Genomic DNA, 22,061 nt, shown 5'->3' with positions numbered 1-22,061 from the left:
CGACCTTCGCCGACGCAAGGAATCGCTCCATCACCTAATCTTGACGGCGATTTCTTCGAAACGAAGCGCATCATACGGCCGAATCGTCAAAGACATTGCGTTATGCCAATGATAGGGTCCGCGATAGTCCAGGGGTCGGACGGCGTAAAACGGGCAATCGGACGGCGTGCTTCCAAAACACGCGAGGCGATTGAAAAATCACGTTGCAATCCGGGCTCGAAACTTTACGACTAGGGGAAATACGAAAAGGAGTGCGACCCGAAAGCGGGCGACATTCCAGGGGAGCCACGGCAGTATGCAGTACTTCGTCCAGCAGCTTATCAACGGGCTGACGCTGGGATCGATCTATGGCCTGATCGCGATCGGCTACACGATGGTCTACGGCATCATCGGCATGATCAATTTCGCCCATGGCGACATCTTCATGGTCGGGGCCTTCACCGCCCTCATCGTCTTCCTCATCCTCGGCGCCCTGTTCTATTCGGTGCCGGTCGTCATCGCGCTCTTGATCATGATGATCGTGGCGATGCTTCTGACCAGCCTCTACAACTGGACGATCGAGAAGGTAGCCTACCGGCCACTGCGTGGTTCGTTCCGGCTGGCGCCGCTGATCACCGCCATCGGCATGTCGATCGCGCTGTCCAATTTCGTCCAGGTCACGCAGGGCCCCCGCAACAAGCCGATCCCGCCGCTGGTGTCCAAGGTCTACAGCTTCGACGGGATCAGCGTGTCGCTGAAGCAGATCATCATCGTGGTGGTCACCGTGGTGCTGCTGGCGCTGTTCTGGTACCTGGTCAACAGGACGGCGCTCGGCCGGGCGCAACGCGCCTGCGAGCAGGACCGCAAGATGGCCGCGCTGCTCGGCATCGACGTCGACCGCACCATTTCGATCACCTTCATCATGGGCGCTGCGCTGGCCGCCGTCGCCGGCACGCTGTTCCTGATGTATTACGGCGTGGTGGTGTTCTCGGACGGCTTCGTGCCCGGCGTGAAGGCCTTCACCGCCGCGGTGCTCGGCGGCATCGGCTCGCTGCCCGGCGCCGTGCTCGGCGGCCTCTTGATCGGCTTCATCGAGAGCATGTGGTCGGCCTATTTCTCCATCGACTACAAGGACGTCGCCGCCTTCTCGATCCTGGCGATCGTCCTGATCTTCCTGCCTTCCGGCATTCTGGGCCGGCCTGAAGTCGAAAAGGTCTGAGCTCATGGCCGTTACCGTGTCCCCGGAGAGCGATACCGTCGCCACTCCCATCCAGCGCGCTTTCCGCGAGGCGCTCTATGCCGGCGCCGTCTCGCTCGGCCTGTTCGTGCTGTTCATCGGTCTCAGGACCGACCAGAACATCTCCAACGAACTGATCCTGGTGCAGCGCTGGGGCCTGCTTGCCCTGGTGGTGATCCTCACCGCCGTCGGGCGCTTCCTCTATGTCGGCTTCGGGCAGCCGGCGCTGGAGCGCGCCAAGGCGCAGAAGGCTGCGGCGCCCGCCGTCGCGGCTGAACCCAGCTTCGTGCGCCGCAACTTCAACAAGATCGGCATCGCCGTGCTGTTCCTGTACCCGATCGCGATGGTCCTGCTTTTCGGCTTCCAGGGCTCGCTGAAATGGGTCGATAATTTCGGCATCCAGATCCTGATCTACGTGATGCTTGCCTGGGGGCTGAACATCGTCATCGGGCTGGCCGGCCTGCTCGACCTCGGCTACGTCGCCTTCTACGCGGTCGGCGCCTATGCCTACGCGCTGCTCGGCACGCATTTCGGCCTGTCGTTCTGGATCCTGCTGCCGGCCGCCGGCTGCATGGCCGCCTTCTGGGGCGTCATGCTCGGCTTCCCGGTGCTGCGGCTGCGCGGCGACTATCTGGCCATCGTGACGCTTGCCTTCGGCGAGATCATCCGCCTGGTGCTGATCAACTGGCGCGAGGTGACCAACGGCTCGGCCGGCATTTCCGGCATTCCGAAAGTCTCCTTCTTCGGCCTGATATCGTTCAACGTCTCGGATCCGAACTACATCTCCAAGGTGCTGGGCATCGCCCAGTCGGGCGCCTACTACAAGATCTTCCTCTACTATCTCATCCTGCTGCTTTGCCTGCTCACCGCCTTCGTCACCATCAGGCTGCGCCGGCTGCCGGTCGGCCGGGCCTGGGAAGCGTTGCGCGAGGACGAGATCGCCTGCCGCTCGCTCGGCATCAACACCACCACCACCAAGCTGACGGCGTTCGCCACCGGCGCCATGTTCGGCGGCTTCGCCGGGTCGTTCTTCGCTGCCCGCCAGGGCTTCGTCAGTCCGGAGTCCTTCGTCTTCCTGGAATCGGCGATCATCCTTGCCATCGTCGTGCTGGGAGGCATGGGCTCGCTGGGAGGCATCGCGGTCGCGGCGGCGGTGATGATTGGCGGCACCGAGATCCTGCGCGAGCTGGACTTCCTCAAGACCGGCCTGAGATGGGGCGACACAACCCTCATTCCCGGCTTCGGTCCCGACTTCACGCCGGAACTCTACCGCATGCTTTTGTTCGGCGTGGCGATGGTCGTCGTCATGCTATGGAAGCCGCGCGGCTTCGTCGGCAGTCGCGAGCCGACAGCCTTCCTGAAGGAGCGAAGAGCGGTCTCAGGCTCCTTCACCAAGGAGGGTCACGGCTGATGAACGCGACCCCTTCCTCGAGCGACTTCATCCTGCAGGTCGAGCACCTGTCCATGAAGTTCGGCGGCCTCATCGCCATCGGCGACCTGTCCTTCCAGGCCAGGCGCGGCGAGATCACCGCGCTGATCGGCCCCAACGGCGCCGGCAAGACCACCGTGTTCAACTGCATCACCGGCTTCTACAAGCCGTCGGAAGGCATGATCACGCTCAACCGGAAAGACGGTTCAAGCTATCTGCTCGAGCGCCTGCCCAACCATGAGATCCCGGCGCGCGCCAAGGTGGCGCGCACCTTCCAGAACATCCGCCTGTTCTCCGGCATGACGCTGCTCGAGAACCTTCTGGTCGCTCAGCACAACAAGCTGATGAAGGCCTCCGGCTACACGTTCCTCGGCCTGTTCGGCTTCTCGAGCTACCGGCAGGCCTCGGCCGAATCGATCGAGCTTGCCAAGCACTGGCTGGAGAAGGCCAACCTGGTCGATCGCGCCGACGATCCGGCGGGCGACCTGCCCTATGGCGCGCAGCGGCGCCTGGAGATCGCGCGCGCCATGTGCACGGGCCCCGAGCTTCTGTGCCTCGACGAGCCGGCCGCCGGCCTCAATCCGAAGGAATCGGCGGCCCTCAACGAGCTGCTGAACGACATCAAGGACAACACCGGCACCTCGATCCTGCTCATCGAGCACGACATGTCGGTGGTGATGCAGATCTCCGACCATGTCGTCGTGCTCGAATACGGCCGCAAGATCTCCGACGGCAGTCCGCAGTCGGTCAGGACCGATCCACGCGTCATCGCCGCCTATCTCGGCGTCGACGACGAGGAGGTCGAGACGGTGCTGACCGAGGTCGGCGACGAGGCCGTGATCGAGCAGCTCGACACCGGCCCCGATTCCGCGCACGGGCCAGGAAGCTCGGCTTCGATGATGGCGGGCCCGGTTTCCGATTCTGTCGAGCATGCGGACCAGGGCGAGCGGGTCACGGTGTCGAGGGGCGCCTCGAAGGCAGCTCAGGTCGATGCGCGCGCGCGCGCCGCCGTTGCGAGCAAACCTGTGAAGCCCGTTGCCGCCGCGAAGCCCGCTTCGCCGGCCCCGGCCAAGCCGACCGGAAGATCCCCGACACCCAAGCCGCGTGGAGGGCGCAAGTAATGGCCGGCACAACGCTGCTCGATATCAAGGGCGTCCAGACCTACTACGGCAACATCCGGGCGCTGAATGGCGTCGACGTCACCGTCAACCAGGGCGAGATCGTGGCGCTGATCGGCGCCAACGGCGCCGGTAAGTCGACGCTGATGATGACCATCTTCGGCGCGCCGCGCGCCCGCGCGGGCACCATCACATTCGCCGGCACCGACATCACACAGTTGCCGACGCACGAAATCGCCCGCATGCGCATCGCCCAGTCGCCGGAAGGACGCCGCATCTTCCCGCGCATGACGGTGATGGAAAACCTGCAGATGGGCGCCAGCCTCGACAACCTCAAATACTATGACGAGGACGTCGAGAAGGTGTTCACGCTGTTCCCGCGGCTCAAAGAGCGCATCGGCCAGCGCGGCGGCACGCTGTCGGGCGGCGAGCAGCAGATGCTGTCGATCGGACGCGCGCTGATGGCGCGGCCGAAGCTGCTCCTGCTCGACGAGCCGTCGCTGGGCCTGGCGCCGCTGATCGTCAAGCAGATCTTCGACGCCATCCGCGAGCTGAACCGCATGCAAGGGCTGACCGTGTTCCTGGTCGAGCAGAACGCCTTCGGCGCGCTGAAGCTCGCCAATCGCGGCTATGTCATGGTCAACGGCAATGTGACGATGAGCGGTTCCGGCAAGGAACTGCTCGCCAATCCGGAAGTGCGCGCCGCCTATCTCGAAGGCGGCCACCACTGAGATTGGAGCGGAATATGTGCATCCGGTATTCCGCTCCACCTTGTTTGTTTGTCGCATGATCGTTGTCCGAAAAGTCTGCACCTTTTCGGGATCGTGCTAGGGAGACTTCATCATGCAGGGCATTCTCTACGAGGAACCCTCGATCTTCCAGTTCCTGTTCGTCACCTGCCTGCTCGGCGGCTGGGCCGCCTGGATGACCGGCAAGGCCAGCGCGCAGACATGGCGCAGCTTCTTCCAGCTGTTCCTCTACATGCTCGGGCTCGGCATCGGCATCCGGTTCATCCATCATGCGCTGTTCGACGGCACGATGTTCTCGCTGCATTACTATATCGTCGACACCATCGTGCTGATCATACTGGGCTTCCTTGGCTATCAATACACGCGCACCAACCAGATGGTGACACAGTATAATTGGCTCTACGAAAGAGCCTCGCTTTTGAGCTGGAAGCCGAAAGGCTGACGTTCATGATTAACGCCGTCTCGGGGATGAAACGGCGTGACAAGTGCCTGAAAATCGGCAAACTATGCTTTCTGCGATAAGGGTGGGCATCGCATGAAAGTATCATCCACGCCCACTCCGTAAATGGGAGCGTTTATATGAAAAAGTCACTCTTGTCCGCCGTGGCTCTGACCGCGCTTGTCGCGTTCAGCGGCAGCGCGTGGGCTGACATCCTGATCGGCGTCGCCGGTCCGATCACCGGCCCGAACGCCGCCTTTGGCGCGCAGCTGCAGAAGGGCGCCGAGCAGGCCGCCGCCGACATCAATGCTGCAGGCGGCATCAACGGCCAGCAGATCAAGCTCGAGATCGGCGACGACGTGTCGGATCCGAAGCAGGGCATCTCGGTCGCCAACAAGTTCGTCGCCGACGGCGTCAAGTATGTTGTCGGTCACTTCAACTCGGGCGTCACCATCCCGGCCTCGGAAGTCTATGCCGAGAACGGCATCCTGGTGATCACGCCTTCGGCCACCAACCCGCAGCTGACCGAGCGCGGCCTGTGGAACACGTTCCGCACCTGCGGACGCGACGACCAGCAGGGCAAGGTCGCCGGCGACTATCTCGCCAAGAACTTCAAGGACGCCAAGATCGCCGTCATCCACGACAAGACGCCTTACGGCCAGGGCCTCGCAGACGAAACCAAGAAGGCGCTGAACGGCAATGGCGTCACCGAAGCCCTCTATGAAGGCATCAATGTCGGCGACAAGGACTTCTCGGCCCTCATCGCCAAGATGAAGGAAGCCGGCGTCTCCGTCGTGTACTATGGCGGCCTGCACACCGAAGCCGGCCTGATCATGCGCCAGCTGGCCGACCAGGGCCTCAAGGCCCAGTTCATGTCGGGCGATGGCATCGTCTCGAACGAACTGGCCTCGATCGCCGGCGACGCCGTCAACGGCACGCTGATGACGTTCGCTCCGGATCCGCGCAAGAACCCGAACGCCAAGGAACTCGTCGAGAAGTTCCGCGCCGCCGGTTTCGAGCCGGAAGCCTACACGCTCTACTCCTATGCCGCCCTGCAGATCGTCGCCGCTGCCGCCGCCAAGGTCGGTTCCGCTGACGACGCGCAGAAGGTTGCGGACGAGATCAAGAAGAGCGGCCCGTGGAAGACCGCCATCGGCGACATCGGCTATGACGCCAAGGGCGACATCACCCGCCCTGACTACGTGCTGTACACCTGGAAGAAGGGTGACGACGGCAAGTACACCTACTTCGAGCAATAAGCCGGCAAAACGGCCTCAATTGCGAATGCCCGGCGCTACGCGCCGGGCATTTTCTTTTGTTCGAACAAGGTTGGCGCGAACGAACTATTTAAATCGGTTTAGGTGTCGCGCGAATCCGTTTGCACTGCAGCATTTTCACGCTAATCATTGCTCCAGCCCCCATCCTCCCAGCCTTTGGAGCCCTGTCCTTGGCCATCACGAAGATCCTCGTCGCCAACCGATCCGAAATCGCCATCCGCGTCTTTCGCGCGGCCAACGAGCTCGGCCTCAAAACCGTGGCGATCTGGGCCGAGGAGGACAAGTACTCGCTGCACCGCTTCAAGGCTGACGAAAGCTACCAGGTCGGGCGCGGACCGCATCTTGCCAAGGACATGGGGCCGATCGAAAGCTACCTGTCGATCGACGAGGTGATCCGCGTCGCCAGGCTGTCGGGAGCCGACGCCATCCACCCGGGCTATGGCCTGCTTTCGGAAAGCCCGGAATTCGCGGAGGCTTGCGCCGCCGCCGGCATCACCTTCATCGGCCCGAAGCCGGAGACGATGCGCCGGCTCGGCAACAAGGTCGCGGCGCGCAATCTGGCGATCGAGGTCGGCGTGCCCGTCGTGCCTGCCACCGATCCGCTACCGGACGACATGGAAGCGGTGAAGAAGCTTGCCGAGAAAATCGGCTATCCGGTGATGCTTAAGGCCTCGTGGGGTGGCGGCGGCCGCGGCATGCGCGCCATCCGCGCCGAAGCCGACCTTGCCCGCGAGGTGATGGAAGGCAAGCGCGAGGCCAAGGCCGCCTTCGGCAAGGACGAGGTCTATCTCGAGAAGCTGATCGAACGCGCCCGCCATGTCGAGGTGCAGGTTCTCGGCGACACGCATGGCAATGCCGTGCATCTGTTCGAGCGCGACTGCTCGATCCAGCGCCGCAACCAGAAGGTCGTCGAGCGGGCGCCGGCGCCTTATCTGAGCGAAGCGCTGCGCCAGGAGCTGTGCGGGTACGCGCTGAGGATCGCCAACGAGACCAGCTATATCGGCGCCGGCACGGTCGAGTTCCTGCAGGACGCCGATACCGGCAAATTCTACTTCATCGAAGTCAATCCGCGCATCCAGGTCGAGCACACCGTCACCGAGATGGTGACCGGCATCGATATCGTCAAAGCGCAGATCCACATCCTCGACGGCTTCGCCATCGGCACGCCGGACTCGGGCGTGCCGGCGCAGAAGGACATCAGGCTGAACGGCCACGCGCTGCAGTGCCGCATCACCACCGAGGATCCGGAGCACAATTTCATCCCGGACTATGGCCGCATCACCGCCTATCGCGGCGCCACCGGCTTCGGCATCCGGCTTGACGGCGGCACCGCCTATTCGGGCGCGGTCATCACCCGCTTCTACGATCCGCTGCTGGAGAAGGTGACGGCGTGGGCGCCGACGCCGGCCGAGACGATCGCTCGCATGAACCGCGCGCTGCGCGAGTTCCGCATTCGCGGCGTGGCAACCAACCTCACCTTCCTCGAGGCGATCATCAATCACCCGAGCTTCGCCGACAATTCCTATACGACGAAGTTCATCGACACGACGCCGGAACTGTTCCAGCAGGTGAAGCGGCAGGACCGCGCCACCAAGCTGCTCAACTACCTTGCCGATGTCAGCGTCAACGGCCATCCGGAAACGCGCGGCCGGCCGATGCCCAAGGCCGATGCGGCGGCGCCCGTGGTGCCCTATCTCAACGGCAAGGTGCCGGACGGCAGCAAGCAGCAGCTCGATGCGCTCGGCCCGGAAAAATTCGCCGCCTGGATGCGCGCCCAGACCCAGGTGCTGGTCACCGACACGACGATGCGCGACGGCCACCAGTCGCTGCTCGCCACCCGCATGCGCACGCATGACATTGCCGGCATCGCCGGCACCTATGCGCGGGCGCTGCCGCAGTTGCTGTCGCTGGAATGCTGGGGCGGCGCCACTTTCGACGTCGCCATGCGCTTCCTCACCGAGGATCCCTGGGAGCGGCTGGGCAAAGTGCGGGAGGCCGCGCCGAACCTTTTGCTGCAGATGCTTTTGCGCGGCGCCAACGGCGTCGGCTACACCAACTATCCCGACAATGTCGTGCAACATTTCGTCCGCCAAGCCGCTGCCGGCGGCGTCGACCTGTTCCGCGTCTTCGACTGCCTGAACTGGGTCGAGAACATGCGCGTCGCGATGGACGCGGTCGGCGCCGAGGGCAAGCTGATCGAAGCGGCGATGTGCTACACCGGCGACATCCTCGATCCGGCAAGGGCCAAATACGACCTCAAATACTATGTCGGGCTGGCGAAGGAACTCGAGGCCGCCGGCGCCCACATCATCGCCGTCAAGGACATGGCCGGACTCTTGAAGCCGTCGGCGGCGCGCGTGCTGTTCAAGGCCTTGCGCGAGGCGACCGACCTGCCGATCCATTTCCACACCCATGACACGTCGGGCCTGTCGGCGGCCACCGTGCTGGCGGCGGTCGAGACCGGCGTCGATGCCGTCGACGCGGCGATGGATTCCTTCTCCGGCAACACCTCGCAGCCCTGCCTCGGCTCGATCGTCGAGGCGCTGAAGGGCACCGAGCGCGATCCCGGCCTCGATCCGCAATGGATCCGCAAGATCTCGTTCTACTGGGAAGCGGTGCGCAACCAGTACGCGGCCTTCGAAAGCGACCTCAAGGGGCCGGCCTCGGAAGTCTACCTGCACGAAATGCCCGGCGGACAGTTCACCAACCTCAAGGAACAGGCGCGCTCGCTCGGCCTCGAAACGCGCTGGCACGAGGTGGCGCAGGCCTATCACGACGTCAACCTGATGTTCGGCGACATCGTCAAGGTGACGCCGTCGTCCAAGGTCGTCGGCGACATGGCGCTGATGATGGTGAGCCAGGACCTCACCGTCGCCGATGTCGAAAACCCGGCGCGCGACATCGCCTTCCCGGATTCGGTGGTCTCGATGCTGCGCGGCGATCTCGGCCAGTCGCCCGGCGGCTGGCCGCCGGCGCTGCAAAAGAAGGCGCTGAAGGGCGACAAGCCGATCACGGTGCGGCCAGGCTCGCTGCTTAAAGCGGCCGACCTCAAGGCCAGCCGCAAGGACATCGAGGGAAAGCTTGAGCGCAGGCTCAGCGAGTATGAATTCGCCTCCTGGCTGATGTACCCGAAGGTGTTCACCGACTTCGCCGCCGCGCAAGAAACCTATGGGCCGGTCAGCGTCTTGCCGACGCCGACCTATTTCTACGGCATGAAGTCGGAAGACGAGATCTTCGTCGATATCGAGAAGGGCAAGACGCTGGTGGTGCGCTGCCTTGCCATCGGCGACGTCGACGAGAAGGGCATGGTCACCGTGTTCTTCGAGCTCAACGGCCAGCCGCGGCGCGTCAAGGTGCCGGACCGCGCGCATGGCGCGTCAGCCGCCAAGGCGCGGCGCAAGGCGGAGCCCGGGAACGAGGCGCATGTCGGCGCGCCGATGCCGGGCGTGGTCTCGGCACTTGCCGTTGCCGCCGGCCAGGCGGTCAAGGCCGGCGACGTGCTGCTTTCAATCGAGGCGATGAAGATGGAGACGGCGCTGCATGCCGAGCGCGACGGGGTGGTCGCCGAAGTGCTGGTCAAGGCCGGCGACCAGATCGATGCCAAGGATCTGCTGATCGCATTCAGCTAAAGTGTGTTGCCATTCAGGTGATGCCGGCCTGCGAATGGCGGCTTCCTGCGCTTCCGGTGCTCACGTACTTCAAGTACGCTCCGCGCCGGTTCTCGGAAGCCACCATTCTCGACTCGGCCTGACCTGAATCTCAACGCACCTTGGGGCGTGCCTAACCGTTCATGCCGCACCGATAATGTCTTGACCCGCCGCGCCTGCTCGGGCATCGAACCCGCTCCAATTTGCCGGCCGGCCTTCGCGAGTCGCCGGTAGCCAAACGATGCGGAGAGAAAAATGGCCGACGATATCACCGAGACCAGCCAGACTGTTGCCGCCGGCCAGCTGCGCGCCTTCATCGAGCGCATCGAGCGGCTCGAGGAAGAGAAGAAGACGATTTCCGACGACATCAAGGACGTGTTCGCCGAGGCCAAGGGCACCGGCTTCGACACCAAGGCGATGCGCAGCATCATCCGGCTGCGCAAGAAGGACCAGGCGGAGCGCCAGGAGGAGGAGTCCATTCTCGACCTCTACAAAGCCGCCCTCGGCATGGTCTGAGAACGCGGTCCGATCCGCTTTCGCAATTCTTTCGGACTGACGCGGGCGAGGCATCTGGAGCCTCGCCCCATAGCCTCCTCGCTTTAGCCTGGAGGCATTGCCGCGCGCGATAGCCGGCGGAGCGGCGTCGACTGCATTCACCACGACATGATTGACCCGGCCGCCCTTGGCGACCGGGATGTATCAGTTGTGCTCCGGCCGGCTGCTGTGCTGTAAGACAGGCTCTATACCTTTGCATTGACGCAATTCCGGACGGAAACGGTTTCACACTTTTCCTGGAATTGCTCTGGGCAGGCTGCTGCGAGCATCAGACCATGAGCGAATTCGACTTTGGCGGCCGCCGCGCCTCGGAGTTCCGCCAGCGCGGCTTCTGGACCCTGTTCGCGGAGCGGCACCCTGAGGAAAGGGCCTCGCTGGCGCGCCGCGGGCCCTGGTTCTGGCAGCGCGGGCTGCCGGATTTCGCACTGGTCCTTTCCATGTATGTCGCGCCGGCGCAGAACCATGTCGGCGTCTTCTTCGGCCGCAATGAAAAGTTCGGCGCCACCGAATCGTGGTCGCGGCTGAAGCCGTTTCAGCCGGCGATCGAGGGCAGGCTGAAACTCACATCCGAACAGAGTTGCGAGGGCCTAGGCATCAATTCGATGTGGCGGGTGAATTGCTACGCCGAGGACAACTGGCCGGCGATGGCCGACTGGCTGGTGACGGAATGCTCGCGCTTCGAGCAGGCCGTCGTCATGGTTTTGGGGGAAGCCCGGCCTTAGGCCCGACGGTCGTTCGCTCTCCCGACCTGCCTGCTTCTCAGTTTGGCCCGGACCCGTCGCGGCCGATTTCGTCCAGATGCTGCTGCAGCGCCAGTTTGTCGAGCGAACCCATCGGCAGGTTGGTGAACACCGCGATGCGGTTGCTCAGCATGCGATAGGCTTCGGCGAAGGCGAGATGCTGTTCGGCCTCGGTGCCGGATGCCTTGGCGGGGTCCGGGACCGCCCAAAGCGCGGTCATCGGATGGCCGGGCCAGATCGGACAGCTTTCATTCGCCGTGTTGTCGCAGACGGTGAAGACGAAGTTCATCTCCGGCGCGTCAGGTCCGGAAAACTCCTCCCAGCTTTTCGACCGGGCGAAAGACGTGTCGTATTTCAGGCTTTCCAGCAGCTGCAGCGCATAGGGGTTGACGGTTCCTTTCGGCTGCGAGCCGGCAGAATAGGCTTTGAAACGACCGGCGCCGACCCGGTTCAGGATGGCCTCCCCCATGATCGACCGGGCCGAGTTCGCATTGCAGAGAAAAAGTACATTGTAGACATGATCGCTCATTTTGAACTCCTCCATGCTGGCGCTGCAAAATGACTGGCTGGCAATGCGGAACACAGGTTTCCGGCCCGCTTGAGCATTGATGCCAGATTTCCGTGTCATATTCGCGTCACGTGTCGCGGGGGCTTGCTTTGACGGCAGGCTCCGGCATTTTCGAAGCGGCATGATCGCAAGCGGGGCCCCAACCGATGGACGATTCGCATCCGGCCGGCATGGTGTCCAGCAAGCTCGTTGGCCTGGCCGGCTTCTTCCGCTCGCGCTGGCGGGGCCGGGCGCCGCTCGAGCGGCTGTTCTGGCGCGACATGGCCTTTGTCGGCACGGCCATCAACATCGCATCGTCGGTGCTGGCGCTGATCCTGCTCGGGCTGAAGCTGCCGCTCTGGCTGGTCCTGAGCGTGCATTTCGCGCCGGTGCCCTACAATCTCTTCCTGACCTTCGCCGTCTGGCGAACCGCGGAAAAGTCAGGCGGTGGCAAGGCCTCGCTGATGATGCTGGGCTCGGCGCTGTGGCTGATCGCGACAGTCGTGGCTTGAAACGAAAAAGGGCGGCCGGAGCCGCCCTTTGCAGACAATGAGGTTGCGACGGCCGTTAGTGCGGTTCAGCGTTTCATGAGATCGCTGACCCGCCCTAACTATTTATTTTTACGCAATTCCGGACGGAAAACCGCTGCGCACTTTTCCTGGAATTGCTCTAGGCGGCCGGCTCGAATTTCAGCGCCACGCCGTTGATGCAGTAGCGCAGGCCGGTCGGCGGCGGGCCGTCCTCGAAGACATGGCCGAGATGGCTGCCGCAGCGGGCGCAGTGGCATTCGGTCCGCACCATGCCGTAGCTGCGGTCGACCGTGGTCTCGACGGAGCCCGGCACCGGGTCGTTGAAGCTAGGCCAGCCGGTGCCGCTCTCGAATTTCAGCTTGGATTCGAACAGCGGCTGGTCGCAGCCGACGCAGGAAAACGTGCCGGCGCGCTTCTCGTAAAGCAGGGCGCAACTGCCGGGCCGCTCGGTGCCATGATTGCGCATCACGGCATATTGCTCGGGCGTCAGCCGGGCGCGCCATTCGGCATCGGTACGGGTGACGGGATAGGCGTGGGTGTCCATGAAAATCTCCTCGGCCTTGGCGGCTCGTTGTTGGTTGGCGCCTCATATTCGCACCAAGATAGGTGTTTGTTACACCACTGACCAGCGCAGGGACTGACAAGGCAATCGCCGCTGGCTTCGAATTGGCCTCTCCTTATTGTCGTCGGCGCCGCCCCTCACCTGCCTGCCGGCATCCTCTCCCCGTATCGTGACGGGGAGAGGGGCGCTCTCATTGATGGTTTCGCCAATCGCCAACGTCGCAGGAAGAAGTGTTGAGCTTGCGGCCGGCCCCCTTCGCCCCGTCACTATACGGGGAGAAGGTGCCGGCAGGCGGATGAGGGGCGGCGCCGACTTCCGCGAATTACCGCCACGCTCAATGCTTCCTTGAAAGCTGCTTCGTCGCGGCTTCCAGCCCGGCAAGCGTCAGCGGAAACATGCGGCCGCCGAAGGTGTCGCGGATCATCCCGATAGAATGGGTGTAGCCCCAGTTCTTCTGGCTCTCCGGATTCAGCCATATCGCATTCGGCCATTGCTGCAGCAGGCGGCCGAGCCAGACGTTGCCGGCCTCAGGGTTCCAGTGCTCCACCGAGCCGCCGGGATGCGCCAGCTCGTACGGGCTCATCGAGGCATCGCCGACGACGATCACCTTGTAGTCAGGGCCGTATTTGTGGATGAGGTCGAAGGTCGGAATCGTTTCGGCCAAGCGGCGGCGATTGTCCTTCCAGACGCGCTCGTAGAGGCAATTGTGGAAGTAGAAATATTCGAGCTGTCGGAATTCGGCGCGAGCGGCGGAGAACAGCTCCTCGACGCCTCTGATATGATCGTCCATCGAACCGCCGACATCGAAGAACATCAAAAGCTCGACCGCGTTGCGCCGCTCCGGCCGCGTCTTGACGTCGAGATAGCCGTGCTCGGCGGTGGCGTGAATGGTGCCGGGCAGATCGAACTCCTCCTCGGCGCCTTCGCGTACCCAGCGGCGCAGCCGCTTCAGCGCCACCTTGATGTTGCGCGTGCCGAGCTCGACGCCGTCGTCGAAATTCCTGAATTCGCGCTTGTCCCAGACTTTTACCGCGCGGCGGTGGCGGCTTTCGTGCTGGCCGATGCGCACCCCTTCGGGGTTGTAGCCGTAGGCGCCGAAGGGCGAAGTGCCGCCGGTGCCGATCCATTTCGAGCCGCCCTGGTGGCTGCCCTTCTGCTCCTCCAGCCGCTGCTTCAGGGTCTCCATCAGCTTCTCGAAGCCCCCCAGAGCCCCGACCAGCTTTTTCTCCTCCTCGGTCAGGTGCTTCTCGGCGAGCCGGCGCAGCCATTCCTCGGGGATGTTGGCGACTTCGACGGCGTCCGGCCCGCCAAGCGCCTCGACGCCCTTGAAGACATGCGCGAACACCTGGTCGAAGCGGTCGATATGGCGCTCGTCCTTCACCAGGGCCGCGCGGGCGAGGTAATAAAAACCCTCGACATCATAGTCGACCAGCCCGGCTTCCAGCCCCTCCAGCAGCGACAGATATTCCCTGAGCGAAACGGGAACCCGCGCGGCTTTCAATTCGAGGAAGAAGGGGATGAACATGCGGCCATCTATAGCAGATCGTATTCGATGAAGCCCGTGCGGCGCGCGACATGGTCGTAGAGCCGGCGCGCCGTGGCGTTGGTCTCGTGCGTCATCCAGTAGACGTTCTTCACCCCGATCTTGCCGGCCTCGTCCTGCACCGCCTTGATCAACGCGGCGCCCACGCCCTTGCCGCGCACGCCCGGGTCAGCGAACAGGTCCTGCAGGTAGCAGTTGTTGACCAGCGACCAGCAGGAGCGGTGGTAGAGATAGTGGGTGAGGCCGACGGCCTTGCCGTCGAGCGTGGCGATAAAACCCTTCGGCTCGAACTCGCCTTCCGTGAACAGCCGCTTCCAGGTCAGGTCGTAGACCTCGTCCGGCAGCTTGGTCTCATAGAAGGTGAGGTAGGCCGTCCACAGGCGCCGCCAGTCGGCATGGTCTGACTGCGCGAGCGGGCGGATGGTGATCTGGGTCATTTCGTTTCCTCCGAACTTTTCCGATAAGACGCTGCCTCGGAGGCCGGTTGACGGCAAAGGTCCACAGCCGGGGAAAGCGCTGTTGCTGGCGGCCTAGCCCTGCCGTCTCGCCATGAAGGCCAGGCGCTCGAAAAGATGCACGTCCTGTTCGTTCTTCAGCAGCGCGCCGTGCAGCTTCGGCAGCATGTTCTTGGGGTCGGCGCGCAGGTCTTCCAGCGCGATGTCGTCGGCGACCAGCAGGCGGATCCAGTCGAGCGCCTCGGAGGTCGACGGCTTCTTCTTCAGGCCCGGCACGTCGCGGATCTCGTAGAACTGCGTGAGCGCCGCCCGCACCAGGTTCTGCTTGATGCCCGGATAGTGGACGTCGACGATGCGGTGCAGCGTCTCGATGTCGGGGAAGCGGATATTAGTGGAAGAAGCAGCGGCGCAGGAAGGCGTCCGGGAGTTCCTTCTCGTTGTTCGAGGTGATGATGACGATCGGCCTCAGCGCCGCGTGGATCGTCTCGCCGGTCTCGTAGACGAAGAATTCCATGCGGTCGAGTTCCTGCAGCAGGTCGTTGGGAAACTCGATGTCGGCCTTGTCGATCTCGTCGATCAGAAGCACCACCTTCTTCGGCGCAGCGAAAGCATCCCAGAGCTTGCCGCGCTTGATGTAGTTCCTGATGTCGCTGAAGCGGTCGTCGCCGAGCTGGCTGTCGCGCAGCCGCGAAACGGCGTCATACTCGTAGAGGCCCTGCTGCGCCTTGGTGGTCGACTTGACGTTCCATTCGATGAAATCCAGCCCGAGCGCTGACGCCACCTGGCGGGCAAGCTCGGTCTTGCCGGTGCCGGGCTCGCCCTTGACCAGCAAGGGCCGCTCGAGCGCGATCGCCGCGTTGACCGCAACCATCAGATCCTTGTCGGCAACATAGGCCGCGGTGCCTTCGAAACGCATTTTTTCTCCTGGCCGTTTTGCGGCGACCGTAAGGAGGCGAACTCGGCGGCGCAAGAGCGGGGCAGGGGGACGCTTCATTCGGCGGTCCCGGAAGCGGCGAATAACGTCGGTGCGGCCAGCCGTTTCTCTGGCGCTCGGGCAGCCATCGGCCTATATTGGTCTCGGCGGTCTGCGCTTCCCGGCAGGTGAAACTTATCCCCGGGGCCTTATCGATCCTTAGGGAGCTGTCCCTGGGAAGACCCGTGGGTTTTCTCACACGGCGCCCACCTACTTTGTAGGCACCCGGGATCGACCTCTCCACCGGTTGTGTGGATCGTCACCTGACGGCAAAGGATCCACTCCCCGTGGATGATGTGTCAGAAAACGTCGCTCCTAAAGCTCCCTCCAGATCTGACCTTTTCTAGCGTCCGCGCATGACCTCTTCCAAAGACCTGAAAAAACATCTGCGCAAGGAAGCGCTGGCGCGCCGCGATGCGCTCGACGAATTCTGGCGCGTGGAGATCGCGCTCGAGATGGCCGAGACGGCGCGCGACCAGATCGCCGTCGAGCCGGGGCAGATCATCTCCGGCTTCTGGCCGATGCGCTCCGAGGTCGACGTGCGGCCGCTGATGTTCGCGCTCCGCGAAAAGGGCGCCAGGCTCTGCCTGCCGGCCATCCTCGACAAGAGCACGATCGTCTTTCGCGAGCTGGTGCGCGGGGCGCCGATGGTCGAGATGGGCTTCGGCACGGTCGGACCGCATGAGGAGGCGGCGGTGCTCGATCCGTCCGTCATGCTGGTGCCGCTCGCCGCCTTCGACGCGCGCGGCCATCGCATCGGCTACGGCGCCGGCTACTACGACCGTGCCATCGGCAAGCTGGCCGACAAGGGGCTGACGCCGAGGCTGATCGGCATCGCCTTCGACTGCCAGGAGGTGGCACAGGTCCCCGATGAGAACCACGACGTCATCATTCCGGAAATACTGACAGAGAGCGGGTTGCGCCGGTTCACGCCGGAATTGTAGAAAAGCGTTTGAGAACGCATGATCTTTTGCGGAAAGTCATGCAGCTTTTGCTTGGCGGACTTTCGGCACGGGATCATATGAGACTTCTTTTCCTCGGCGACATGGTCGGAAAAACTGGACGCACGGCGGTGTGGGAGCAACTGCCGGGCCTGATCTCCGACTTCAAGCTCGACTTCGTCATCGTCAACGGCGAGAACGCCGCCGGCGGCTTCGGCATCACCGAGGAGATTTTTCGCGAGACGCTCGCCGCCGGCGCCGACGTCGTCACCACCGGCAATCACGTCTGGGACCAGCGCGACGCGCTGGTCTTCGCGCCGCGCGAGGAGCGCTTCCTGCGTCCGTCCAATTTCCCCAAGGGCACGCCCGGGCGCGGCTCCGGCGTCTACATCGCCCGGAACGGCGCGCGCGTGCTGGTCGCCAACATCATGGGGCGGGTCTTCATGCATCCCGAGCTCGACGATCCATTCCAGGCCGGCGAGCGCGAGCTCGCCGCCTGCCCGCTCGGCGAGCAGGCTGATGCCGTCGTCATCGATTTCCACGCCGAGGCAACGTCGGAAAAGATGTGCTTCGCGCATTTCGTCGACGGCCGCGCCAGCCTGGTCGTCGGCACCCATACCCACCAGCCGACCGCCGACCACCAGATCCTCAACGGCGGCACCGCCTACCTGTCGGATGCGGGCATGTGCGGCGACTACGATTCCTCGCTCGGCATGGACAAGGAGGAGCCGCTCAACCGCTTCCTGTCGAAAGTGCCGAAAGGCCGCTTCGAGGCGGCGAGCGGGCCGGCGACGCTGTGCGGCATCGGCGTCGACATCTCCGACCGCACCGGGCTGGCCGAGAAGATCGCGCCGTTTCGTCGCGGGCCGCGGCTCGAGGAAACCGCACCGTCCTTCTGGTCGTGACATTGATATGAGCGGCGTCAGTACCTAACTGGCGGCGACATCTGCTTCAGATCGTAGAGGGGACGACCTCCATGCAGCTCATCGAATTCCTGGCGCCACACTTTGCCTTCGTCTCCGACCCGACCGCCTGGGTGGCGCTGCTGACGCTGGTGGTGCTGGAGGTCGTGCTCGGCATCGACAATCTGATCTTCATCTCGATCCTGACCAACAAATTGCCCGAGGCGCAAAGGGCGCGCGCGCGCCGGCTCGGCATTTCGGCGGCGCTGATCATGCGGCTGGTGCTGCTCGCCACCATCTCGATCATCGTCCAACTGACGACGCCGGTGTTCACCGCGCTCGGCCACGGCTTCTCCTGGCGCGACCTGATCCTGATCGCCGGCGGCCTGTTCCTGGTCTGGAAGGCGACCAAGGAAATCCACCACACGGTCGATCCCGAGGATCACAAGGACACGATGCTCGGCGAGACGCTGCAGATCTCGCTCGCCGGCGCGATCTTCCAGATCCTGTTGCTCGACCTCGTCTTCTCGATCGATTCGATCATCACCGCCGTCGGCATGACCGACGAGATCGCCATCATGTACATCGCCGTCATCGTGGCGGTGAGCGTGATGATGCTGGCGGCCGGGCCGCTTGCCGACTTCATCGCCAAGAACCCCAGCATCGTCATGCTGGCGCTGGGCTTCCTTTTGATGATCGGCATGACGCTGATCGCCGACGGCATGGGCTACCACGTGCCGAAGGGCTACATCTACGCGGCGATGGGTTTTTCGGCGCTGGTCGAGGGCCTCAACATGCTGGCGCGGCGGCGCAAGAAGGCAAGGTCCGGCGAAGGGCATTGAAGCGAAGCAGGTTTCGTCGTCAACTCCGAGGCCTGCGGCAGATGCCTTGCGCATCCGATGTCACGCGCGGCTGGACGAATTGAGCCGATTTATCTATAAGCCGGCCATTCCGACAGCGAGCGCCATATGCCCTACAGGCGTATCAGGGACGCTCTGAAATTTTGAATTCGAGCATTTTGAGAAGAGCGAGGTGTCTTCACCTGGCTTCAGGATGCTCTAGCCGAACACGACAGGGGTGCCATGGCTGGCCATTCACAGTTCAAGAACATCATGCACCGCAAGGGCCGCCAGGACGCGGTGCGGTCGAAAATGTTTTCCAAGCTGGCGCGCGAAATCACCGTCGCCGCCAAGACCGGCACGCCGGACCCGGCGATGAATCCGCGGCTGCGCCTTGCCGTGCAGAACGCCAAGGCCGTGTCGATGCCGAAGGACAACATCCAGCGCGCCATCAACAAGGCTTCGGCCGGCGACGGCGAAAACTACGAGGCCGTGCGCTATGAAGGCTACGGCCCGGGCGGCGTGGCGCTGATCGTCGAGGCGCTCACCGACAACCGCAACCGTTCGGCTTCGAACGTGCGCGCCGCCTTCACCAAGGCCGGCGGGGCGCTGGGCGAAACCGGCTCGGTGTCGTTCATGTGGAACCGGGCCGGCGAGATCTACTATCCGGCATCGGCCGGCGACGCCGACAAGGTCATGGAAGCGGCGATCGAAGCCGGCGCGGACGACGTCGAATCGGACGAGGAAGGCCACACCATCTACTGCGCCTTCGAGAATCTCGGCGACGTGTCGAAGGCGCTGGAAGCCTCGCTCGGCGAGGCGGAATCGGTGAAGCCGATCTGGCAGCCGCAGAACAACGTTCCGGTCGACGAGGAACGCGCGCAGTCGCTGATGAAGCTGGTCGCCACGCTCGAGGACGACGACGACGTGCAGAGCGTCTACGCCAATTTCGAGGTCGACGACGAGACCATGGCCAAGCTCAGCGCGGCCTAAGTCCGAAATATGAGCGAAGCTCAATCCGAAATGAGCGACAAACCGCTGCCCACCGTCCGCATCACCTATTGCACGCAGTGCCAGTGGCTGCTCAGAGCCGGCTGGATGGCGCAGGAGCTGCTCTCGACCTTCGGCACCGATCTCGGCGAAGTGACGCTGGTGCCCGGCACCGGCGGCATCTTCAGCATTTCCTGCAACGACACGCTTGTCTGGGAGCGCAAGCGCGACGGCGGGTTTCCCGACGCCGCGAAGCTCAAGCAGCTGGTCCGCGACGTCATCGATCCGGAGCGGGATCTCGGCCACTCGGATCGCAAGGGCCACAAAACGAAAGACCCGGCTTGAAGCCGGGTCTTTTGCGTTGAGCCAGACGCCTTTCAAATCAGCGCCATGATAAAGCAGGCCATCGACACGATGGCGGTGACGGTGCGGACGTGGTTCCACATCACCCATGCATTCAGATGGTTCGCCCACACGGCGGCGCCGTTGGCACTTGCCGGGTCGACGGCGGCGAGCGCGTCGTTGAGCGGCACGTTGAAGACCATGGTCACGATCGGGTTGCCGATCAGGTAGATCACGGCGCCGACCACAAGCCAGTACGAGCCCGACTGGCTCCAGCCAAAGAGAACGGCGGCAATGAGCACGAGACAAATGAGGCCGGTGCCGAACAGCGCCGTCATGAAGGTCGGCGTGATCACCGTGACGTTGATCGAATTCATTGCAGCGATGCCGCTTGGGACAGGAAGCCGGGCGAGCGCCGCCATGACGAAATTGGAAAAGGCGAAGAAGACGCCGCCGACGACGCCGGAGCCGATCGCGGCGATGAAGGTGAGTGTGGGAAGCAGTTTCATCATCTCAGTTGCTCCAGACGCCGCTGGCGGCGGTTTCGGTTGCGTAAGCGGAAAAGTCCTTCGGCTGGCGGCCGAGCGCGCGCTGCACGCCGTCGGCCAGCGTCTCGTTGCGGCCGTCGAGCACCTTCGTGAAGAGCTCGTCGAGCAGCCAGGCGAATTCCGGCGGCAGGTTGTGCGCCGCCACCGCCTCGGTGAATTCGGCATGTGAGATCTGCCGGTAGCGGATGTCACGGCCGGCGGCCTTGCCGATCTCGGCGACGGCGTCGGCGAAGCTCAGCAGGCGCGGGCCGGTGAGCTCGTAAAGCTGGCCGATATGACCTGGCTCCGTCAGGACGGTTGCGGCGACGTCGGCGATGTCGTCGACATCGACGAAAGGTTCACCGACATTGCCGACCGGTAAGGCGACCTCGCCTTCGAGGATAGACTCGATCAGGAAGCCCTCGCTGAAATTCTGCGAGAACCAGGGGCAACGCAGGATGGTCCAGTCGGCGCCCGAGGCCTTCAACATCTCCTCGGCGCGCTGGGCTTCAGGCTCGCCGCGACCGGAGAGCAGCACCAGGCGCTTGACGCCGCGTTCGACGGCAAGCCGGGCAAACGCCTCGACGGTTTCGGCGGCGCCCGGCACGGCGATGTCTGGATAGTAGCTGATGTAGACGGCGCCGACGCCTTCGAGCGCACGGCCCCATGTTTCCTTGTCCAGCCAGTCGAAGGGTGGCGTGCCAGCGCGGGAGCCGATGCGCACGGGAATGTTCCTGGCGGTCAGCCGTTCGGCCAGGCGCCGGCCGGTCTTGCCGGTGCCGCCCAGGATCAAAATAGGTTTTGTAGTCATCTCGATCTCCTCGGTTCATAAATATGAGTAATCCTCACATTTGCAAAACGTGATAAACCCTCGTATTTTGTGAGTCAAGCCAGTCGTCGCAGAATCTTTCCGGAGGGCTCCATGGAAGGCAGAAGTGCCGCGCCGCATCAGCAGGACGGATCAGTGGCCTCGCCACGCCGCTCCCCGACCCAGCAGCGCAGCCGCGAACGGGTCGAACGCATGCTCGCCGCCGCCTCGGCGCTGATCGCCGCGCAAGGCAGCGACGCCATGCGCATGGGCGAGGTGGCAGAGCGGGCAGGCGTGTCGATCGGCTCGCTCTACCAGTTCTTCCCCGACAAGCGGGCGATCGTCTGGGCGCTGGCCGAGCGCTACACGGCCGAAAGCCAGGCCTGTATCGCCGCGGCGCTCAAGGATGTCGCAGACGCCGAGGGCTTGCGGCGGGCATTCTCGGAACTGGTCGATATTTACTACCGGCTGTTCCTGGCCGAGCCGGTGATGCGCGACATCTGGTCGGGCACCCAGGCCGACAAGGCGTTGCGCGAGCTCGAGCTCGCCGACAGCCGGGCCAATGCCGAATTCCTGGTCGCGGTGCTGAAGCGACTGCGGCCCGACGCCGATCCGGTGGCACTGGAAACCACAGCCTTCCTGGTCTGGCAGATGGGCGAGGCGGCCATGCGGCTGGCGATCTCCGTCGACCGGCAGGAGGGCGACAGGCTGGTCGCGGCCTACAAGCGCATGGCGCTGAGGGAGCTGGTGGACGCGTGAGAGTTTGCGAAACCGCCGGCGAGAGCGCCCCTCTCCCCGTCACTATACGGGGAGAGCGACTGTCTTGGCTGTCAAGCTGTTTGCCATGGTTTTTGGTCGCGGATGATGGCGTTGAGAATGGTCAGCAGCTTTCGCATGACGGCCACGACGGCGACGATCTTCGGCTTGCCGAC

The 22,061-nt window shown here is 63.7% G+C and carries 21 protein-coding genes, 1 other RNA gene and 3 pseudogenes; 17 read left to right on the top strand and 8 right to left on the bottom strand.

Annotated features, from left to right (window positions below):
* Positions 1 to 295: 295 nt before the first annotated feature.
* The 9 genes and pseudogenes from EN846_RS15105 (at position 296) to EN846_RS15065 (ending at position 11,152) form a co-directional block, all read left to right on the top strand.
* Positions 296 to 1,198, top strand: coding sequence for a branched-chain amino acid ABC transporter permease LivH (locus tag EN846_RS15105; protein WP_127282959.1), 903 nt, complete (start codon positions 296 to 298; stop codon positions 1,196 to 1,198).
* Between the two features lie 4 nt (positions 1,199 to 1,202).
* A complete protein-coding gene (gene livM, locus EN846_RS15100) occupies positions 1,203 to 2,627 on the top strand; it encodes a high-affinity branched-chain amino acid ABC transporter permease LivM (protein ID WP_127309970.1) in 1,425 nt (474 codons plus the stop codon).
* A pseudogene (locus tag EN846_RS15095) lies at positions 2,627 to 3,715 on the top strand (ABC transporter ATP-binding protein); the annotation flags it as partial. The gene livM and the pseudogene EN846_RS15095, both read left to right, overlap by 1 nt.
* Positions 3,716 to 3,765: 50 nt before the next feature.
* Positions 3,766 to 4,494, top strand: a complete 729-nt coding sequence (locus EN846_RS15090) for an ABC transporter ATP-binding protein (RefSeq protein ID WP_127282962.1) — start codon at positions 3,766 to 3,768, stop codon at positions 4,492 to 4,494.
* Between the two features lie 112 nt (positions 4,495 to 4,606).
* Positions 4,607 to 4,954, top strand: a complete 348-nt coding sequence (locus EN846_RS15085) for a DUF6867 family protein (protein WP_127282963.1) — start codon at positions 4,607 to 4,609, stop codon at positions 4,952 to 4,954.
* Positions 4,955 to 5,091: 137 nt separating this feature from the next.
* Positions 5,092 to 6,210 carry a branched-chain amino acid ABC transporter substrate-binding protein gene (locus EN846_RS15080; RefSeq protein ID WP_127282964.1) on the top strand — a complete coding sequence of 373 codons (1,119 nt, stop codon included), beginning with the start codon at positions 5,092 to 5,094 and terminating at the stop codon, positions 6,208 to 6,210.
* Positions 6,211 to 6,398: 188 nt separating this feature from the next.
* Positions 6,399 to 9,857, top strand: a complete 3,459-nt coding sequence (gene pyc, locus EN846_RS15075) for a pyruvate carboxylase (RefSeq protein WP_127282965.1) — start codon at positions 6,399 to 6,401, stop codon at positions 9,855 to 9,857.
* 273 nt (positions 9,858 to 10,130) lie between these two features.
* Positions 10,131 to 10,391, top strand: a complete 261-nt coding sequence (locus tag EN846_RS15070) for a DUF2312 domain-containing protein (protein ID WP_127282966.1) — start codon at positions 10,131 to 10,133, stop codon at positions 10,389 to 10,391.
* A gap of 314 nt (positions 10,392 to 10,705) precedes the next feature.
* Positions 10,706 to 11,152, top strand: a complete 447-nt coding sequence (locus EN846_RS15065) for a hypothetical protein (RefSeq protein ID WP_127391012.1) — start codon at positions 10,706 to 10,708, stop codon at positions 11,150 to 11,152.
* Positions 11,153 to 11,189: 37 nt separating this feature from the next.
* On the opposite strand, the gene EN846_RS15060 is transcribed toward EN846_RS15065, so the two are convergent.
* Positions 11,190 to 11,699, bottom strand: coding sequence for an arsenate reductase ArsC (locus tag EN846_RS15060; protein WP_127391013.1), 510 nt, complete (start codon positions 11,697 to 11,699; stop codon positions 11,190 to 11,192).
* Between the two features lie 185 nt (positions 11,700 to 11,884).
* On the opposite strand from EN846_RS15060, the gene EN846_RS15055 reads away from it, so the two are divergent.
* Positions 11,885 to 12,229 carry a hypothetical protein gene (locus EN846_RS15055; RefSeq protein WP_245493219.1) on the top strand — a complete coding sequence of 115 codons (345 nt, stop codon included), beginning with the start codon at positions 11,885 to 11,887 and terminating at the stop codon, positions 12,227 to 12,229.
* 157 nt (positions 12,230 to 12,386) lie between these two features.
* Here the strand turns inward: EN846_RS15055 and msrB are convergent, their stop codons facing one another.
* The 4 genes and pseudogenes from msrB to EN846_RS15030 all read right to left on the bottom strand — a co-directional run bounded on the left by msrB (position 12,387) and on the right by EN846_RS15030 (position 15,723).
* On the bottom strand, positions 12,387 to 12,791 hold the full coding sequence (msrB, locus tag EN846_RS15050) for a peptide-methionine (R)-S-oxide reductase MsrB (RefSeq protein ID WP_127391014.1): 405 nt from the start codon (positions 12,789 to 12,791) through the stop codon (positions 12,387 to 12,389).
* Between the two features lie 352 nt (positions 12,792 to 13,143).
* Complete coding sequence (locus EN846_RS15040) at positions 13,144 to 14,334, bottom strand: VWA domain-containing protein (RefSeq protein ID WP_127391015.1); 1,191 nt, start codon at positions 14,332 to 14,334, stop codon at positions 13,144 to 13,146.
* Positions 14,335 to 14,342: 8 nt separating this feature from the next.
* Positions 14,343 to 14,789 carry a GNAT family N-acetyltransferase gene (locus EN846_RS15035; RefSeq protein ID WP_128272223.1) on the bottom strand — a complete coding sequence of 149 codons (447 nt, stop codon included), beginning with the start codon at positions 14,787 to 14,789 and terminating at the stop codon, positions 14,343 to 14,345.
* A gap of 93 nt (positions 14,790 to 14,882) precedes the next feature.
* Positions 14,883 to 15,723: pseudogene (locus EN846_RS15030) on the bottom strand (MoxR family ATPase).
* 163 nt (positions 15,724 to 15,886) lie between these two features.
* Here EN846_RS15030 and ssrS point away from each other — a divergent pair.
* From ssrS to EN846_RS15000, 6 genes are all read left to right on the top strand, one after another.
* Positions 15,887 to 16,042: non-coding RNA, 6S RNA (gene ssrS, locus EN846_RS15025), on the top strand.
* Positions 16,043 to 16,136: 94 nt separating this feature from the next.
* On the top strand, positions 16,137 to 16,724 hold the full coding sequence (locus EN846_RS15020) for a 5-formyltetrahydrofolate cyclo-ligase (RefSeq protein ID WP_127282973.1): 588 nt from the start codon (positions 16,137 to 16,139) through the stop codon (positions 16,722 to 16,724).
* 77 nt (positions 16,725 to 16,801) lie between these two features.
* On the top strand, positions 16,802 to 17,626 hold the full coding sequence (locus EN846_RS15015; protein ID WP_127393446.1) for a YmdB family metallophosphoesterase: 825 nt from the start codon (positions 16,802 to 16,804) through the stop codon (positions 17,624 to 17,626).
* Positions 17,627 to 17,697: 71 nt separating this feature from the next.
* A complete protein-coding gene (locus tag EN846_RS15010) occupies positions 17,698 to 18,465 on the top strand; it encodes a TerC family protein (protein ID WP_127282975.1) in 768 nt (255 codons plus the stop codon).
* A 240-nt stretch (positions 18,466 to 18,705) separates the two neighbouring features.
* A complete protein-coding gene (locus tag EN846_RS15005) occupies positions 18,706 to 19,455 on the top strand; it encodes a YebC/PmpR family DNA-binding transcriptional regulator (RefSeq protein ID WP_127282976.1) in 750 nt (249 codons plus the stop codon).
* 30 nt (positions 19,456 to 19,485) lie between these two features.
* Complete coding sequence (locus EN846_RS15000) at positions 19,486 to 19,797, top strand: SelT/SelW/SelH family protein (RefSeq protein ID WP_281015742.1); 312 nt, start codon at positions 19,486 to 19,488, stop codon at positions 19,795 to 19,797.
* A gap of 32 nt (positions 19,798 to 19,829) precedes the next feature.
* Here EN846_RS15000 and EN846_RS14995 read toward each other — a convergent pair whose 3' ends face one another.
* Positions 19,830 to 20,306 carry a DUF1772 domain-containing protein gene (locus tag EN846_RS14995; RefSeq protein WP_127393444.1) on the bottom strand — a complete coding sequence of 159 codons (477 nt, stop codon included), beginning with the start codon at positions 20,304 to 20,306 and terminating at the stop codon, positions 19,830 to 19,832.
* Between the two features lies 1 nt (position 20,307).
* Positions 20,308 to 21,132, bottom strand: coding sequence for an NAD(P)H-binding protein (locus tag EN846_RS14990; protein ID WP_128345954.1), 825 nt, complete (start codon positions 21,130 to 21,132; stop codon positions 20,308 to 20,310).
* 111 nt (positions 21,133 to 21,243) lie between these two features.
* On the opposite strand from EN846_RS14990, the gene EN846_RS14985 reads away from it, so the two are divergent.
* Positions 21,244 to 21,888: a TetR/AcrR family transcriptional regulator gene (locus EN846_RS14985; protein ID WP_127394341.1), complete on the top strand. Its 645-nt coding sequence runs from the start codon at positions 21,244 to 21,246 to the stop codon at positions 21,886 to 21,888.
* Positions 21,889 to 21,959: 71 nt separating this feature from the next.
* Here the strand turns inward: EN846_RS14985 and EN846_RS14980 are convergent.
* A pseudogene (locus EN846_RS14980) lies at positions 21,960 to 22,061 on the bottom strand (IS110 family transposase); the annotation flags it as partial.

This window comes from Mesorhizobium sp. M4B.F.Ca.ET.203.01.1.1 (assembly GCF_004791025.1).
Lineage (GTDB): Bacteria > Pseudomonadota > Alphaproteobacteria > Rhizobiales > Rhizobiaceae > Mesorhizobium > Mesorhizobium abyssinicae.
This window is presented reverse-complemented; position numbering and strand designations above follow the sequence as displayed.

Coding starts and splice junctions, on each gene's coding strand:
- EN846_RS14985 (WP_127394341.1), top strand. CDS start 21,244: ATGGAAGGCAGAAGTGCCGCGCCGCATCAGCAGGACGGATCAGTGGCC.
- livM (WP_127309970.1), top strand. CDS start 1,203: ATGGCCGTTACCGTGTCCCCGGAGAGCGATACCGTCGCCACTCCCATC.
- EN846_RS15040 (WP_127391015.1), bottom strand. CDS start 14,334: ATGTTCATCCCCTTCTTCCTCGAATTGAAAGCCGCGCGGGTTCCCGTT.
- msrB (WP_127391014.1), bottom strand. CDS start 12,791: ATGGACACCCACGCCTATCCCGTCACCCGTACCGATGCCGAATGGCGC.
- EN846_RS15055 (WP_245493219.1), top strand. CDS start 11,885: ATGGACGATTCGCATCCGGCCGGCATGGTGTCCAGCAAGCTCGTTGGC.
- EN846_RS15080 (WP_127282964.1), top strand. CDS start 5,092: ATGAAAAAGTCACTCTTGTCCGCCGTGGCTCTGACCGCGCTTGTCGCG.
- EN846_RS15010 (WP_127282975.1), top strand. CDS start 17,698: ATGCAGCTCATCGAATTCCTGGCGCCACACTTTGCCTTCGTCTCCGAC.
- EN846_RS15085 (WP_127282963.1), top strand. CDS start 4,607: ATGCAGGGCATTCTCTACGAGGAACCCTCGATCTTCCAGTTCCTGTTC.
- EN846_RS15035 (WP_128272223.1), bottom strand. CDS start 14,789: ATGACCCAGATCACCATCCGCCCGCTCGCGCAGTCAGACCATGCCGAC.
- EN846_RS15065 (WP_127391012.1), top strand. CDS start 10,706: ATGAGCGAATTCGACTTTGGCGGCCGCCGCGCCTCGGAGTTCCGCCAG.
- EN846_RS14995 (WP_127393444.1), bottom strand. CDS start 20,306: ATGATGAAACTGCTTCCCACACTCACCTTCATCGCCGCGATCGGCTCC.
- EN846_RS15000 (WP_281015742.1), top strand. CDS start 19,486: ATGAGCGACAAACCGCTGCCCACCGTCCGCATCACCTATTGCACGCAG.
- EN846_RS15060 (WP_127391013.1), bottom strand. CDS start 11,699: ATGAGCGATCATGTCTACAATGTACTTTTTCTCTGCAATGCGAACTCG.
- EN846_RS15105 (WP_127282959.1), top strand. CDS start 296: ATGCAGTACTTCGTCCAGCAGCTTATCAACGGGCTGACGCTGGGATCG.
- EN846_RS14990 (WP_128345954.1), bottom strand. CDS start 21,132: ATGACTACAAAACCTATTTTGATCCTGGGCGGCACCGGCAAGACCGGC.
- EN846_RS15020 (WP_127282973.1), top strand. CDS start 16,137: ATGACCTCTTCCAAAGACCTGAAAAAACATCTGCGCAAGGAAGCGCTG.
- EN846_RS15015 (WP_127393446.1), top strand. CDS start 16,802: ATGAGACTTCTTTTCCTCGGCGACATGGTCGGAAAAACTGGACGCACG.
- EN846_RS15070 (WP_127282966.1), top strand. CDS start 10,131: ATGGCCGACGATATCACCGAGACCAGCCAGACTGTTGCCGCCGGCCAG.
- EN846_RS15005 (WP_127282976.1), top strand. CDS start 18,706: ATGGCTGGCCATTCACAGTTCAAGAACATCATGCACCGCAAGGGCCGC.
- EN846_RS15090 (WP_127282962.1), top strand. CDS start 3,766: ATGGCCGGCACAACGCTGCTCGATATCAAGGGCGTCCAGACCTACTAC.